13 protein-coding genes are annotated in these 15,591 nt (G+C 39.0%); 8 read left to right on the forward strand and 5 right to left on the reverse strand.

Features of this window, described 5'->3' with window-relative positions; all coding sequences use genetic code 11:
* Positions 1–70 precede the first annotated feature (70 nt).
* From kduI to EFD62_RS12215, 6 genes are all read left to right on the forward strand, one after another.
* Positions 71–898, forward strand: a complete 828-nt coding sequence (gene kduI / locus EFD62_RS12190; RefSeq protein WP_069193675.1) for a 5-dehydro-4-deoxy-D-glucuronate isomerase — start codon at positions 71–73, stop codon at positions 896–898.
* A gap of 12 nt (positions 899–910) precedes the next feature.
* Positions 911–1,672: a 2-dehydro-3-deoxy-D-gluconate 5-dehydrogenase KduD gene (kduD, locus tag EFD62_RS12195; RefSeq protein ID WP_069193676.1), complete on the forward strand. Its 762-nt coding sequence runs from the start codon at positions 911–913 to the stop codon at positions 1,670–1,672.
* A 46-nt stretch (positions 1,673–1,718) separates the two neighbouring features.
* Positions 1,719–2,573, forward strand: a complete 855-nt coding sequence (locus tag EFD62_RS12200) for an AraC family transcriptional regulator (protein ID WP_069193677.1) — start codon at positions 1,719–1,721, stop codon at positions 2,571–2,573.
* Between the two features lie 62 nt (positions 2,574–2,635).
* Positions 2,636–3,283, forward strand: a complete 648-nt coding sequence (locus tag EFD62_RS12205; RefSeq protein WP_069193678.1) for a bifunctional 2-keto-4-hydroxyglutarate aldolase/2-keto-3-deoxy-6-phosphogluconate aldolase — start codon at positions 2,636–2,638, stop codon at positions 3,281–3,283.
* 24 nt (positions 3,284–3,307) lie between these two features.
* Positions 3,308–4,408, forward strand: coding sequence for a sugar kinase (locus tag EFD62_RS12210; RefSeq protein WP_069193679.1), 1,101 nt, complete (start codon positions 3,308–3,310; stop codon positions 4,406–4,408).
* A gap of 273 nt (positions 4,409–4,681) precedes the next feature.
* Entirely contained in the window at positions 4,682–4,927 is a 246-nt protein-coding gene (locus tag EFD62_RS12215; protein ID WP_128706210.1) for a hypothetical protein, read from the forward strand.
* A gap of 10 nt (positions 4,928–4,937) precedes the next feature.
* Here EFD62_RS12215 and EFD62_RS12220 read toward each other — a convergent pair whose 3' ends face one another.
* The gene (locus tag EFD62_RS12220) at positions 4,938–6,167 is read right to left on the reverse strand and encodes a sensor histidine kinase (protein WP_069193681.1); all 1,230 of its coding nucleotides are present in this window, start codon (positions 6,165–6,167) and stop codon (positions 4,938–4,940) included.
* 1 nt (position 6,168) lies between these two features.
* Positions 6,169–6,846: a response regulator transcription factor gene (locus tag EFD62_RS12225; RefSeq protein ID WP_069193682.1), complete on the reverse strand. Its 678-nt coding sequence runs from the start codon at positions 6,844–6,846 to the stop codon at positions 6,169–6,171.
* A gap of 227 nt (positions 6,847–7,073) precedes the next feature.
* Here EFD62_RS12225 and EFD62_RS12230 point away from each other — a divergent pair, with 227 nt between their 5' ends.
* Positions 7,074–8,024 carry a dockerin type I domain-containing protein gene (locus EFD62_RS12230; protein WP_069193683.1) on the forward strand — a complete coding sequence of 317 codons (951 nt, stop codon included), beginning with the start codon at positions 7,074–7,076 and terminating at the stop codon, positions 8,022–8,024.
* A gap of 68 nt (positions 8,025–8,092) precedes the next feature.
* Here EFD62_RS12230 and uxaC read toward each other — a convergent pair whose 3' ends face one another.
* From uxaC to sigI, 3 genes are all read right to left on the reverse strand, one after another.
* On the reverse strand, positions 8,093–9,502 hold the full coding sequence (gene uxaC, locus EFD62_RS12235; protein WP_069193684.1) for a glucuronate isomerase: 1,410 nt from the start codon (positions 9,500–9,502) through the stop codon (positions 8,093–8,095).
* A gap of 114 nt (positions 9,503–9,616) precedes the next feature.
* Positions 9,617–11,164: an anti-sigma-I factor RsgI family protein gene (locus tag EFD62_RS12240; RefSeq protein WP_235832649.1), complete on the reverse strand. Its 1,548-nt coding sequence runs from the start codon at positions 11,162–11,164 to the stop codon at positions 9,617–9,619.
* Positions 11,157–11,897: an RNA polymerase sigma-I factor gene (sigI, locus tag EFD62_RS12245; protein WP_235832646.1), complete on the reverse strand. Its 741-nt coding sequence runs from the start codon at positions 11,895–11,897 to the stop codon at positions 11,157–11,159. The genes EFD62_RS12240 and sigI overlap by 8 nt, the downstream gene beginning before the upstream one ends.
* Before the next feature lie 268 nt (positions 11,898–12,165).
* Between sigI and EFD62_RS12250 the strand changes: the two genes are divergently transcribed.
* On the forward strand, positions 12,166–15,501 hold the full coding sequence (locus EFD62_RS12250) for a cellulase family glycosylhydrolase (RefSeq protein ID WP_128706213.1): 3,336 nt from the start codon (positions 12,166–12,168) through the stop codon (positions 15,499–15,501).
* The last annotated feature ends 90 nt before the right edge of the window (positions 15,502–15,591 follow it).

Raw genomic sequence — 15,591 nt, forward strand, 5'->3', positions numbered from 1 at the left:
ATATTTATTACTCTGTATTAGAGAATGGGTGAATGCCCTTTCTGAATAATAAAGAACAGGAGAGATATAAATGGAAATAAGAAATGCAGCAAATCCAAGGGACGTAAAGAATTATGACACTTCAAGACTAAGAGAAGAGTTTTTGATTCAGGGATTGCTTGTACCGGGAGAGATTAAGCTGGTGTATAGCCAGGTTGATAGAATGATTGCCGGTTCTGTATGCCCAATTGATCCTATTGTCCTTGAAGCAGGAAAGGAGCTGCGTGCGGAATATTTTCTTGAAAGAAGGGAAATGGGGGTTATCAATATCGGCCCCAAAGGGGTAGTAACAGTGGATGGCACTGTGTATGAACTGGATACCAGGGATGGATTATATATTGGGATGGGAGCAAAAGATGTGATTTTCTCCAGTGAAGACCCGAAAAATCCCGCAAAATTTTATTTAAACAGTACACCGGCACATTGTGCATATCCTACAGAGAAAATCGAGATAAGCAAGGCCGAACCGGCTAAAATGGGGTCCCAGGCCGAATCCAATCAGAGGACAATTTATAAGTATATTCATCCCCAAGGGGTTAAAAGCTGTCAGTTGGTTATGGGAATGACTATCTTAGAGCCGGGCAGTGTGTGGAACAGCATGCCATGCCATACCCACGACCGCAGGATGGAAGTATATCTCTACTTTAATATGCCTGAGGATGCAGTTATGTTCCATTTCATGGGAGAACCGAACGAGACACGGCATATTGTCATGAGAAACGAGGAGGCTGTTATTTCTCCAAGCTGGTCAATACACACCGGATGCGCAACATCCAACTATACGTTTATATGGGGTATGGCTGGAGAAAATCAGGTATTCTCGGATATGGACCCGGTTCTAATGAAGGAAATCAGATAGGGGAGGAAATCTATGATTCTGGATAAATTCAAGCTTGACGGAAAGGTTGCAATAGTAACTGGAGCGAACACAGGACTCGGTCAGGGAATGGCATTGGCCCTTGCGGAGGCGGGAGCAGATATTGTGGGTGTTGGTCACTCAAGCGTACCGGACATTAAGGAAGAAATTGAAGCAATGGGGAGGAAATTCCTTGGACTTACAGCAGAGCTTACAAGTACTGAACCAGTGCAGGGGATTGTGGACAGGACAGTCGAGACCTTTGGGAAAATAGACATACTCGTGAATAATGCAGGCACAATCCGAAGGGAGGATGCCATCGATTTTACCGAGAAAGACTGGGACGATGTAATGAATGTCAATCTCAAAACCCTGTTTTTCTTAAGTCAGGCTGTCGCAAGACAGTATATTAAACAGGGAACAGGTGGGAAAATTATTAATATTGCCTCCATGTTGTCATTTCAGGGCGGAATCCGTGTACCTTCATATACAGCCAGCAAGAGCGGTGTGATGGGGTTGACGAGACTTATGGCCAATGAATGGGCAAAATATAACATTAATGCCAATGCTATTGCACCAGGTTATATGATAACCAACAATACTTCGGCGCTGCGTGAGGACAAGGAAAGAAATGCTTCCATCTTAGCTCGTATTCCGGCTGGAAGGTGGGGGCTACCGGAAGACCTGAAGGGGCCAGTGGTTTTCTTGGCTTCTAGTGCCTCGGATTATGTTCATGGTTATACTGTTGCAGTAGACGGTGGCTGGCTTGCAAGATAGTTGCATGGTGAAAAATATAGTAGTTTTTTAGGACGGTGAGTGTCCGATGGAGCAAAAATTTACAACAAGGCAATACATGATTGAGAGTGATTTTGAGTTTTTTCATAACAGAGATATGTCTCTTTTTGAGGTGGATTACCACAGCCATGATTTTTATGAAGTGTATTTCTTTATATCGGGCTATGTGACTTACTTCATTGAGGGAAAAGCTTACAAGTTAAAGCCTGGGGATATCATTCTGGTAAACAATAAGGAGTTACACAAGCTGGTTATCGGAAGCGGCGCGGTGTATGACCGTATAGTTATATGGATTGATCCTGGATATATAGCAAGACTTTGCACTGATAAAACAGATTTGTTTATGTGCTTTGAATATACTTCGCAAAAAAAATACAACTTGCTCCGTCCCAGTATTGAAAATCTGACTTACCTCAGAAGTATTGTCGCAAAGTTGGAAACGGCCAGCAGAAGTACGGTGTTCGGCAGTGACATATTGAAAAAAGTGTATTTGAACGAATTGATTGTTTACCTTAACAGGGCATACCTCGAAACATCGGAAGAGGAGATTGAGGCAGATATTGATAATAATCCGGTTATTAATGAGGTCATAAAATACATCAATTCCAGTATCGATGAAGAGATTACGTTAGATAAGCTCGCCGGGCAGTTTTTTATCAGCAAGTATCATTTGTTGCGGGAATTTAAAAAATATACCGGATATACTATTCATAATTATATTCAAAAGAAGCGTCTTATAATGGCAAGAGCGCTGCTTAGAGATGGAGCAAAGATAATGGATGCAGCAATGCGTTGCGGTTTTGGTAACTATTCGAGTTTTAACCGAGCATTTAAAAAGGAATATAGTATATCTCCAAGGGAGTATTGTAGCCAATTCGCTTAGCCTAGAGAGTTAGGTGGAGGATGAAGACACAGATAAATTTTTAATAGCAGGGAGTGGGTCTAATGGACAAAAGTGAAGTAATACATAGGATATGTGAATGTGGAGTGGTAGCGGTAGTCAGGGCAGAGAATGCAGAACAGGCGTTGAAGATTGCCGATGCATGTGTTAAGGCAGGAATCGCTGGAATTGAGGTTACCTATACTGTACCGGGAGCAACTGATGTAATAAAATCATTATCTGAAACCTATAAAAACGGTGAAATTATCATCGGTGCAGGAACTGTTTTGGACCCGGAGACTGCCAGAACAGCAATTCTCGCTGGTGCGAGTTTTGTAGTCAGCCCCTGTCTTAATACCTCGGTTGTCGAGATTTGCAACAGGTATCAGATAGCTTGTATGCCGGGTGCTATGACTATCAAGGAAGTGGTGGAATGTATGCAGGCTGGTGCGGATATTGTAAAGGTTTTTCCGGGAGAACTCTACGGACCGGCAATTATAAAAGCAATTAAAGGGCCTCTTCCATATGCAAAACTGATGCCTACCGGAGGAGTAAGTCTCGACAATGTGGATGCATGGATAATGGCAGGATGTGTTGCTGTGGGAGTTGGAGGAAATCTTACCGCCGGAGCAAAAAAAGGAGACTATCAGTCAATCTCGGATATTGGCAGAAAGTTTGTTGAAAAAGTAGCAGAAGCTCGTGTAAAGCAATAATTCATTATTGAGGGGGAGTAAAAAGTGTCGGTTTTAAATGTAAAGCAGCAAGGAAGTTGTAAATATGATTGCATCTCATTAGGAGAGGTTATGCTGAGACTTGACCCGGGTGACGGCAGAATAAAAAACACAAGGGAGTTTAGAGTATGGGAAGGCGGAGGAGAATATAATGTTTCCCGAGGCCTTAGAAAATGCTTTGGACTTACCACTGCTATAGTAACAGCCCTTGCAGATAATGAAGTCGGCAGATTGGTGGAGGACCTTATGCTGCAGGGAGGTGTAGACGTATCCTTGGTTAAATGGGTGCCCTATGACGGAATAGGGCGTACTGTGCGCAATGGATTGAATTTCACGGAGAGAGGCTTTGGAATCCGTGGCGCACTGGGAGTTTCAGACAGAGGCAATACTGCGGCATCACAGCTAAAGAAGGGTGATATTGACTGGGAATATATCTTTGGGACCCTTGGAGCACGTTGGTTCCATACCGGAGGAATATTTGCTGCGCTTTCAGATACAACACCGGATGTAGTAATAGAGGCGGTGAAGGTGGCTAAAAAGCATGGAACCATTGTGTCCTATGATTTAAATTACAGACCGTCACTGTGGAGTTACATCGGAGGTAAGGCGCGGGCACAGGAGGTAAATCGTGAAATCGCATCCTACGTCGATGTAATGATAGGGAATGAAGAAGACTTTACAGCGTGTCTTGGTTTTGAAGTTGAAGGGAATGACGAAAATTTACAGGAGCTCAATTTGAGTGGATATGAAAAAATGATAAATCAGGTAGTGAAAACCTATCCAAACTTTAAGATTGTTGCAACAACTCTTCGGACGGTCAAAACAGCCACAATTAATGACTGGAGTGCTATCTGCTGGGTAGGCGGACAAGTATATAAGGCCAATGAATACAATAGTCTTGAAATATATGATCGCGTGGGTGGCGGAGACAGTTTTGCATCAGGACTTGTATACGGGTTGATGACGATGGATGACCCGCAAAAAGCTCTTAATTGTGGTGTTGCCCATGGTGCCCTTGCAATGACAACACCTGGTGATACATCCATGGCAAGTCTCAAAGAGGTCGAAAATGTAATGAAAGGTGCGGGAGCTCGGGTACAAAGATAAACTGCAAAATCCCATTAATTTCATATAGATTAATGAAGCACAGACAATGAGAATCTGGATTTTAGAACAGGATTTCATTGTCTGTGTTTCATGTTTAGGTACCTGATTCTGTATAAAGTATTAGAAAACGAGTAAATGATTGACCAAAGAAAACTGAATATGATAAAATACGGGATATACCCGTATCTACTAACATTAATTCCTAAAGTTCTTGCTTGAAATTATTTAGGATAATTATTGATGATATAAAGCTTATATTAAGGAGTTTAGTATATGAAGAAATTTTTCCGCAATTGGGTTACTTGGAAACATATTGTTTTTTGCTTTTCTATTTGGTTATTGATTAAAATCGTTGCCACTAGTATTAATCAAGCTTCTATAGGTGTAATTGGTTCAGCAGATGGACCAACGTCAATACTTATTGCAGGAAATATATATCCTCATATAATAAGTTGTATATTATTAATTGTTGTGTTAGCATTATATATACCGTTAAAGAAAGCATTTGGAAGAAATTAGATAAAAATACTCATGACGAGTATGGGAAATCCTTTGACGATACTTTCTGTGGCAGAGATATTGTAAATTCCGTTCCTTTTGATACTTCACTTATAACTTTAATGGTTCCCTTATGCTCATTTACTATGCATTTGGCAATAGCCAAGCCAAGTCCCGCGCCTCCGTGATTTCTTGAACGGGATTTATCAACTCTATGAAATCTGTCAAAAATCTTGTCAATATGCTCTTTGGGAATACCTTCTCCCGTGTCGCGGACAGACAGTTGAACGGTGCTGACATCTGATTTTAGCTTTAGTTCAATTTCTCCTCCGCTTCCTGTGTATTTTATTGAATTATCCAACAATATTGATAGGAGTTGTTTTATTCGAAATTCGTTGCCGTAGAAAATAATATTGTCTTTAGTGTCCAAACGTAGTTTTAGGCCTTTCTTTTCGCAAAGAAGTATAAAATTATTAAAAACTTTATGCAAAAGCTTGCTTAAGTCAAAATACTCTTTGGGCATTTCATCTTCAGAATCCGCCCTTGCCAGAAACAATAAATCGTCAATAAGTTTTTTCATGCGATCCAATTCGTTTTGGATGTTGTCCAGCCACTTTTTCTGACTGCCGATAGTTTCATTTTCGTTTTCCATTACTATTTCAAGATTGGAATTTACTACTGCAAGGGGTGTTCTCAGTTCATGGGATGCATCTGCAATAAAAACTGTCTGTTTTTCCCAGGATATTTTTATTGGTTTGATGGCTCTGTTTGCGAGGAAAAGACTTGTTGTAAAAACCAGTACTATGGATAATAAAACAATGTAGATACTAATCACAATAAGAGGTTTGTACATTTTTTCTTCTACACTGTAATCAAGAAATACAATAATATGACCATACTCTTTGGGAATTTTCAAGAATTTAAATTTGAATTTGTCATTTGCAATTTTCCCATGTGTTACATCTCTTTCTATTACTTTTTCTTTAAATGCCTTCATGTCTTCATTGGAAATATTAATATTCATTAAATACCCAACAATTTCTTCCGAGGTGTTTATTTTGATAAAAAAGAATCTGACTAGTCCAGAGTCAAAATTTGAATTAAGTTTCTCTTCGTTTGCAATGGAATACAGTATTATATCAGCCTGAAATTTTAGAAAACCTTTCATCGACAAATATATTCCGAAAAAAATAATAAGCAGTACAGTTGTTAGGCTAACAATATTGGTCAAGATAAATTTAATCTTAAGTTTTCGGAACATATTATAATACCTCCTTCAAGCAATAACCTCTTGCTCTGATGGTTTCAATTACAATTCCACAGTCTGATTTTGCAAGCTTTTTTCTAAGATATGAGAGATATACTTCAATATTATTAAGCTCTATATCTGCTTGAAAACCCCAAATTCTTTCTAAAAGCTGTTCTTTTGAAACAACTATGTTTTTATTTTTAGCTAGTATCTCAAGAATCTGAGATTCCTTTGAGGTAAGTTTTATGGTTCGACCATTTGCATTTATTTCTCCCTTTATATAATTAAATCTCATATTTCCTATATTTATCTCTTCATTTACTAATATTTCACTTTGTCTTCTTCCTAAAGCCCGTATTCTTGCAAGCAATTCACTTTTGGAGAAGGGTTTTGTTAAATAATCGTCTGCTCCGCTATCAAGACCTTCAACCCTATTTTTTATAGAATCTTTCGCTGTCAGAATGAGAACAGGAGTTGTGATTCCCTGTTTTCTTAGTTCTATAAGAACATCAAGCCCATTTTTTCCAGGCAGCATTCTATCGAGGATAATAACATTGTACATCTCTGTTTCCGCCATTTGCTGACCTGTTATTCCGTCAAAAGCGACATCAACTATATAATTATTTTTTTTTAAAGTATGTACAAGTGCTTCAGAAAGACGTACTTCATCTTCAACAAGCAGTATTCTCATTTCTATTTCCATTCCTTTCGCAAGATTGAGAGACCAAATATACCAATACCTTTTATTTCACAATTCTATTATACAATAGTCAAAAGGAAATAGATTAGAATATTTAATAAAATTGTCTGAATGGTTTGTAGAAAAAATACTTTTATGTTTTTTAAGAAAAGATTAAGAATATTTTTTTAAAATGGTTTTATATCCAAAATATATATTTTTTATAGGGAGGAGATAAGATGTTCAAATTGAGGAATTTGGCAGCAAAAGTATTATCAACTCTGTTGGTCAGCATTATGGTTGTAGGGGTGATGGGAATAGAATCGCCGGCTGCGTCAAAAACTCTAAAAATTATGCCGGTTGGAGATTCCTGCACCGCCGGTATGGGAGACGGGGAGATGGGTTCTTACCGTACCGATTTATACAGACTTTTAACAGATGCCGGTCTTAGTATTGACTTTGTAGGCTCACAAAGGGGAGGACCCAGTCATTTGCCCGATAAAGATAATGAAGGTCATTCCGGCTGGACGATTCCCCAGATAGCAAGCAATATTAACAACTGGCTTAATACCTATGACCCTGATGTAGTGTTCCTCTGGATTGGTGGAAATGACATGTTTGTAAGCGGCGGTAATCCGAATCCAACAGGTCTTAGCAATTTAATAGACCAGATTTTCACTGTCAAACCCAATATAACATTGTTTGTGTCTGATTATTATCCGTGGCCTGAAATGGTGAAGCAGTATAATGCGTTAATTCCGGGAATAGTTCAACAGAAGGCCAATGAAGGTAAGAAGGTTTATTTTGTCAAATTAAGCGATATCCAATTTAATAGAAACACCGATATTTCTGGGGATGGTTTGCACTTAAGTACTACAGGATACACAAAAATTGCAAATCTCTGGTATAAATATACGATCGACGTGCTAAAATCTTTGGCAGGCAACGTACAACCAACTCCTACTCCAACTTCTATCCCAACTCCATCAAATCCACCCCAAGGTAAAAAAGGTGATATTAATTCGGATGGTAAAGTCAATTCAACGGATTATAGCCTTTTAAAAAGGTATGTATTAAAAATCGTAAATGAAAACTCAATAAATGTAGCAAATGCAGATATGAATGATGATGGCAAGATTAACTCTACAGACTGTTCCGTATTAAAAAGAGTGCTTCTAAAAATCATGTAGGTTTTTAAGTGCTGTGAGAAGGCATATTGTGATATTCACAAAAGCCTTCTCATTGCCTATAGCAACAACTATTTATCTGATATACCGAAATAGCGTACAGCATTATTATAACAAATGTCCTGTACCATTTTTCCGAGAAGCTCCATATCCTTTGGTGCTTCTCCGTTTTCTACCCAGGTTCCAATCATGTTGCACAGTATGCGGCGGAAATATTCATGTCGGGTATAGGACAGGAAACTTCTTGAATCGGTGAGCATGCCGACAAATGTACTTAGCAAACCGAGGTTAGCTAAGGAAGTGAGATGTTTTTGCATGCCATCCTTCTGGTCATTGAACCACCAAGCAGAGCCCAACTGTATTTTCCCGGGTACACAACTACCCTGAAAACAGCCCATTATGGTTGCAAGTATATCGTTGTCCGATTCGTTAAGGCTGTATAGAATGGTTTTCGGAAGTTCATCGCTGGTATCGAGAGCATCCAAAAAGCGTGCCAGAGGCTGTGCGTGATTCCAGTCGCCGATAGCATCAAAGCCTGTATCGGGGCCAAGAATCCGCATCATTCTGCTGTTGCAATTTCTCATGGTTCCTAGATGGAGCTGCATGGTCCAACCAAGTCTTGCATACTGTCTTGCGAGGAAGAGCATTAAAACGGTCTTGTATTTTTCGGCTTCAGAACAATCAATAGTCTGTCCGTCCAATGCTTTTTTTAGTATTTTAGAAGCTTCCTCATCACTGCTTTCTCTATATATCATAGGGTCCATTGCATGATCTGAGATTTTGCAGCCAATACCATTGAAAAAGTCAATACGATCAAGAAGGGCAGTTTTAAGGCTTTCAATATCATTGATAGTGCGGCCTGTTACGTGCTCCAACTTGCCAATCCATTCGGCAAAGCCGACAGCTTGAATGTTTAGGGCCTTATCCGGACGAAATGTAGGGAGCACCTTTGTATCAAAGCTGCTATCAGAGGCTAAGCTTTGATGGGGCTTTAAGGCGTCTGTAGGGTCGTCGGTGGTGCAAAGCACCCGGACATTAGAACGGCGGATAAGGGCTCTTGCTGAGAATTCGTCGTTTTTGAGCATTTCATTGGATTTGTTCCATATTTCTTCTGCTGTATCCGGCGAAAGCAACTGATCAATTTCGAAATATCTCAAAAGCTCCAAATGAGTCCAATGATACAAAGGATTCCCGATGCAGCGGGGAAGGGTCTCAGCCCACTTTATGAATTTATCTTTGTCCCATGACTCTCCAGTTATATATTTTTCTTCTATGCCGTTGCTACGGATAGCCCTCCATTTATAATGGTCACCGCCCAGCCAAAGCTCTGTAATATTTCTGTATTTTTTATTTTCAGCAATTTCCACTGGACTTAAATGACAGTGATAATCGAATATGGGCATGTTTTTTGCGTATTCATGATACAGCTGGGCTGCAGTATTGTTTTGAAGTAAAAAATTTTCGCCTATAAAGGATTTCATATTTCAATTCTCCAATACATTTTTTTGAATAATATATATTGTAATTATATATTCAAAAATCTTTCATAGTCATTGCGTATATTGCTTATTTTCATACTAAAATTGCTAATGTTTTCAATTTCCCGGTTCAATACCCCATTTTAACTCACCACAGATATAACCTGTTACGTATTTCCAGTCGTGGTAAGTGTAGAAACTAGAAAGATTATACGAATAATCGTTTTTTTGATTATATATTGACCAGTCCTCTTTGTTAAACCAGGTAACCACTACGGTTTCTTTTCCCGGGTTCAATTGACCTCCTAAAAATCCTACTTCCAGATAATAATCGGCTTTTTCAGTAGGCTTACTCATTTTTACAAACCTGTAGGTAAGGCTTGATTCGCCTTCTTGAGCCCAGTAGTCCAAAAATTGCGGGCTTTCGCTATCAATTGTGTAATAGTATCGGAAAGTCACATCTTTTAAATTAATGGTGGTATTTCCTGTGTTGATCAATTTAAAAACGGAGTTAATCTGAATAATGTCATTTCCATTGGGGGTACTGTCATAATACTGTATTTTTATTGCATCATGAGATGCAACAGGGCTCTTTGGGGTGATAGACGGCTTCATACTTTCAGGTGCAATCGGAGTTTTCGAAGGAGCAGGCTCCCTACTCATAGATGCAGCTGGGGATTTGGATGCTGTAGGTTCCACACTCGAAGATGAAGCCGGGGTTTTGGAAGCAACAGGCTCTATACCCATAGATGCTGCCGGAGTCTTGGTAGCAGTAGGCTCTATGTTGGGCGATACAGGAGCAGGAGTCGGTTCAACTACTCCAGTAGGTTCAATAGACACAATAGATTCCATAGGCAAGTCTAATGGTCCTTTATCGGTAGGTTGTTCATCCAATCCGACCTTCCTTATGAGAAAAGATATGCTGTCTGATTTTGCATCTTCCAAGGTCAAATCAATTCCTTCTGACTGGGCTTTTTCAAGTATCAACTGTCTTCCCGACGATAAACCGTTTTCCATAGCTTGCTTTTTCATTTCCGGTTCAACTTGAACTATTTTTATAGTGTATGACTTATCTGCTAGAGTGTTATCAATATCTGCCAATGAGGTTAGCAACTGATTCAACTTAAGCTCAAGGTTGTCTTTTTTGACATTGTAATCACTGTTTTCGGGATTCAACGAGCCAGAAATCATGATGACACTATTTTCGTTCTCATTCAGTATGCCTGTTTCTTTGGATTTGTCAATGACTTGTTTGACAGCTTCCGTAACATGCAGGTGCTCCAAGGATAAATCTTTTGTCAGATTTTCTGCGTCAGAGTTTAAGGGTGAAACCTCCTGGACGATATTTTTATCATCTATAAAAAAACCAATACTTGGATTGATATCCATATCAATAAAAGCATAGCTGATGTTTTGAGGGCTTATACTTATATTTTGTATCAAATGCACGGCAATAAGTGCAACCATAAAAATAGCTGCTATTCCAGAAGCAAGAACATATTTCAGCTTTCTTACTCCGGGTTTTACAATATCACTTTCAGAAAAGCAAACCTGCTGTCCTAAAAACATTTTGGGACTTTTTTTCAGATATATAAGTTCAACATCGCTGGTCATTACTAAAACTTCGTTTTCGTAGATTTCCATTACAGTTCCTATGTTAATCATGTCTTTCACCGCCTTCCTCCATGAACAAAAGATAACTCTTTATTACATCAAGACCACTGTTTATAATTATACTAGCGGCAATTATGAATTTTCTGTTTCTTTCTATCGTTGTTTGATGTACATCAACGAGCTTCATTAATTCACTCATAGGTAGGTGCTTTGTTCTATTTAGTTTATTGAAAAGCTTGTCATCATTTGCAATTATTTTTGCTATTTTGATACACATTATTTTTGAGTCCTTATGTTTTGGCATGCTCTTGGCTAGGTTTTCAAGAGTTATACCAAAAGAGGACAATCTTTCCTTAAATAGAATAATTTCCTCCTTGATTTCAATATTATCAAGCCTCACAGTGGAATATTGAGGCATATACTTTTCTCTAAAGTCATTGTTTGCTTCACTTTCAAAGTAGGTAAAAGGAAATACATTCCTCTCCTTTTTGATTTTCCTCAGATAATCTATGACCCTTCTATTTATAACAAGATCGCTGAAACCTAAAAAGCTCTTGTTTTTATTTATGTCAAAACAGTCTATGGCTTCATCAAAAGCCATAAGTGCAACACTATATTCTTCGCTGTTTTCAGTATCGACGTATTTTCCGGTTATTTGGGCAACTGTTTTTAAAATGAAAGGAGTGTAATCGTGTATGAATTTTTCTTTTAATAACCTGTCTCCGCTTTGTATCTTCAGCACAATATCATTCGTAGGGTCATTATCGGATTTTAGCTTTTTCAAAAAACTCAGCTTTCCCAATTTGATGTCCTCCCCCCCTTCTTATATATTTCGATATTTTTTTCATTTTTCAGCAGAGATAAATATATTTTTATTTTGCCCTGCTAAAATAAATGTGATTTTTCGAATTATATATTAAATAGTAATGTTATTATTTGAATAATAATATTTTAAATCTAAATATGAGGGGGGAGCTGTAGGATATAGTCGATAGATACAAGAAAAGAGTATTCGTAAGAAAAGTTATTGATTTTGTAAAGGAGAGAGTAATGTGAAAAAAGTAGTTTCTTTAGTTTGTATGCTTGTGATGCTGGCAAGTTTACTAGCCACATTTACAGTTGGCGCAGCATCACCGGTGAATGGTTTTCAAGTATCGGGAACTAAGCTTTTGGATGCAAACGGAAATGAGTTTGTAATGAGAGGCGTAAACCATGCCCACACATGGTATAAGAGTGAATTGAAAACTACCATACCTGCATTGGCTAAGGCTGGCTGTAATGCTGTAAGAATTGTACTTTCCAATGGGGAACAATGGACAAAGGACAGCGCGAGTGAAGTAAGCAATATCATATCCCTGTGTGAGCAGAACAAAATGATAGCCATTTTGGAAGTGCACGATGCTACAGGATATAATGATGAAGCATCATTGCTGGCAGCGGCGAATTACTTTGTTGATATTAAGAGTGCGTTGGTTGGAAAAGAAGATACGGTAATAATAAACATTGCAAATGAATGGGGCGGCACATGGGATAGTGCAGCTTGGGCAAGTGGATACAAAAAGGCAATACCGGTAATTAGAAATGCAGGACTTACCCATACAATATTGGTTGATTCAACAGGGTGGGGACAGTACGGAGCTTGCGTAAAAGAAAGAGGAAAAGAAGTATTTGCAGTAGATGTACTTAAAAACACAATGTTTGCGGTACATATGTATGGATATGCCGGTAAGGATGAAGCAACAATCAAATCAATGATTGAGGGAGCACAAAGCCAAGGATTGGCTATATGTGTAGGAGAATTTGGCTGGAACCATTCTGATGGAGATGTTGACGAAGAAGCGATTATGCGCTACTGTCAAGAGAAGAATGTAGGATGGCTGGCGTGGTCATGGAAAGGAAATGGAGGAGGAGTAGAATACCTTGACATGGCATATGACTGGGCCGGAAACAGCTTGAGCGAATGGGGAAATAATGTTGTAAACGGACCAAACGGTCTTAAAAATACTTCAGTAATATGTTCGGTATTTACCGGAGTAACTCCGACACCAACTACAACATTAGCACCTACACCGATACCAACTTCAAGTTCAGATCCTGATTCAGGTATGCGTGATATCTCTGCAATAGATTTTGTCAAAGATATAAAAATCGGTTGGAATCTAGGGAATACCTTAGATGCTCCTACAGAGACCGGTTGGGGAAATCCTCGCACAACCAAGGCAATGATAGATAAGGTAAAGGAGATGGGCTTTAATGCCGTTAGAGTGCCTGTGACCTGGGATACTCATATCGGATCTGCTCCAAGCTACAAAATTGATGAAGCATGGCTTAACAGAGTAGAGGAAGTAGTGAACTATGTTATTGATAATGATATGTATGCTATTATAAATGTTCATCACGACAATACATGGATTATACCTACATATGCCAATGAAGAACAGAGTAAAGAGAAGCTTGTGAAACTTTGGGAGCAAATTGCAGACCGTTTTAAAGATTATAGCGACTATCTGGTTTTTGAGACAATGAACGAGCCAAGAGTAATAGGATCACCAACAGAATGGACTGGTGGAACATATGAAAATCGTGATGTAATAAATAAATTCAATTTGGCTGTTGTTAACACAATCAGGGCAAGCGGTGGAAATAATGCTAAAAGGTTTATAATGGTTCCGACTAATGCAGCAACCAGCCTGGATGTTGCATTGAACGATCTTGTTATTCCAAATAATGATGATAGAGTTATTGTATCCATACATGCTTATTCACCGTATTTCTTTGCTATGGATGTTAACGGAACTTCGAATTGGGGAAGCGATTATGATAAGACTTCTCTTTCATATGAGCTTGATGCAATTTACAACAGGTTTGTGAAAAACGGAAGAGCGGTAATTATTGGGGAATTCGGTACAATAGATAAGAATAACCTTTCTTCAAGGGTAGCCCATGCTGAGCACTATGCTAAGGAAGCTGCTGCTAGAGGAATTACTGTCTTCTGGTGGGACAACGGTTATTACTATCCGGGTGAGGCAGAGACTTACGCTTTATTAAATAGATATACTCTCAAATGGTATTATCCTGAAATTGCTCAGGCTCTTGTAAGGGGTGCAGGCGGAAATCCTTCATACACACCGTCTCCGACACCAACCAAATCATCGATGCCGACACCTTCACCTACACCTTCTGTTTTATATGGGGATGTAAATGGAGATGGAAAAGTAAATTCTACAGATTTAACAACACTAAAAAGATTTCTGCTGCGCATAATAGATGAATTCCCGAGTCCAAACGGAAGGATTGCTGCTGATGTGAACGGAGACAAAAAAATCACTTCAACAGACTTAACACTAATGAATAGGTATTTATTGCACATTATAGACAAATTCCCTGTAGAAGGTACTCCTGATGATAACAATCCAGGCATTTTGTATAATGGAAGATTTGATTTTTCAGATCCGAAGGGAGCAAAGTGTGCATGGTCCGGAAGCAATGTTGAGCTGAATTTCTACGGAACAGAAGCTAGCGCAACTATCAAATCCACCGGAGAAAACTGGTTCCAGGCTATTGTAGACGGTAATCCTCTTCCTCCTTTTTCGGTTAACACTACCACATCAACTGTAAAATTAGTAAGCGGTCTTACCGAGGGAAATCATAGCCTTGTTTTATGGAAAAGGACAGAAGCATCCTTAGGAGAAGCTCAGTTCCTTGGATTTGATTTCGGTTCAGGAAAGCTCCTTTCCGCACCTAATCCTTTAGAGAGGAAAATAGAGTTTATCGGGGATTCAATTACATGTGCATACGGAAATGAAGGGACAAGCAAGGAACAGTCTTTTACACCGAGAAATGAGAATAGTTATTTGTCTTATGCGGCTATTACAGCTCGTAATTTGAATGCAAGTTCAAATATAGTTGCATGGTCCGGAATTGGACTTACTACGAACTACGGCGGTGCCGCTGGGCCTGTTATGCTGGATCGTTATCCATATACCCTTCCTTATAGCGGAGTTGAATGGGATTTTAGTAAATATGTGCCTCAGGTAGTTGTAATTAATCTAGGTACAAATGATTTTTCCATAACTCCGGATAAAACAGAATTTATAACAGCATACAAAACCCTTATCGGACAAGTTCGTAAAAACTATCCGGATGCGCATGTTTTCTGCTGTATCGGTCCAATGCTTTGGGGAACAGGCTTGGATTCATGCCGCAGCTATGTTACAGAAATCGTAAATGATTATAACAAAAAGGGAGATTCGAAGGTATATCTTGTTGAGTTCCCGCAGCAAAACGGAAGCACTGGCTATGGAGAAGATTGGCATCCAAGCCTTGCTACTCACGAGTTAATGGCTGACCAGCTTACTGAGGAAATTAAGAGTAAGCTTGGATGGTAATAGGGCTTGGATAAGTATAGTTTATAGTAAGTTGTAAAAAGATGACCTCTGCTTAAAAGCGGGGGTCATTTTTATGTGTTGACACTTTAG

Origin of the sequence: Acetivibrio mesophilus (genome assembly GCF_004102745.1) — a bacterium.
In the GTDB taxonomy this organism is placed as follows: Bacteria; Bacillota; Clostridia; order Acetivibrionales; family Acetivibrionaceae; genus Hungateiclostridium; species Hungateiclostridium mesophilum.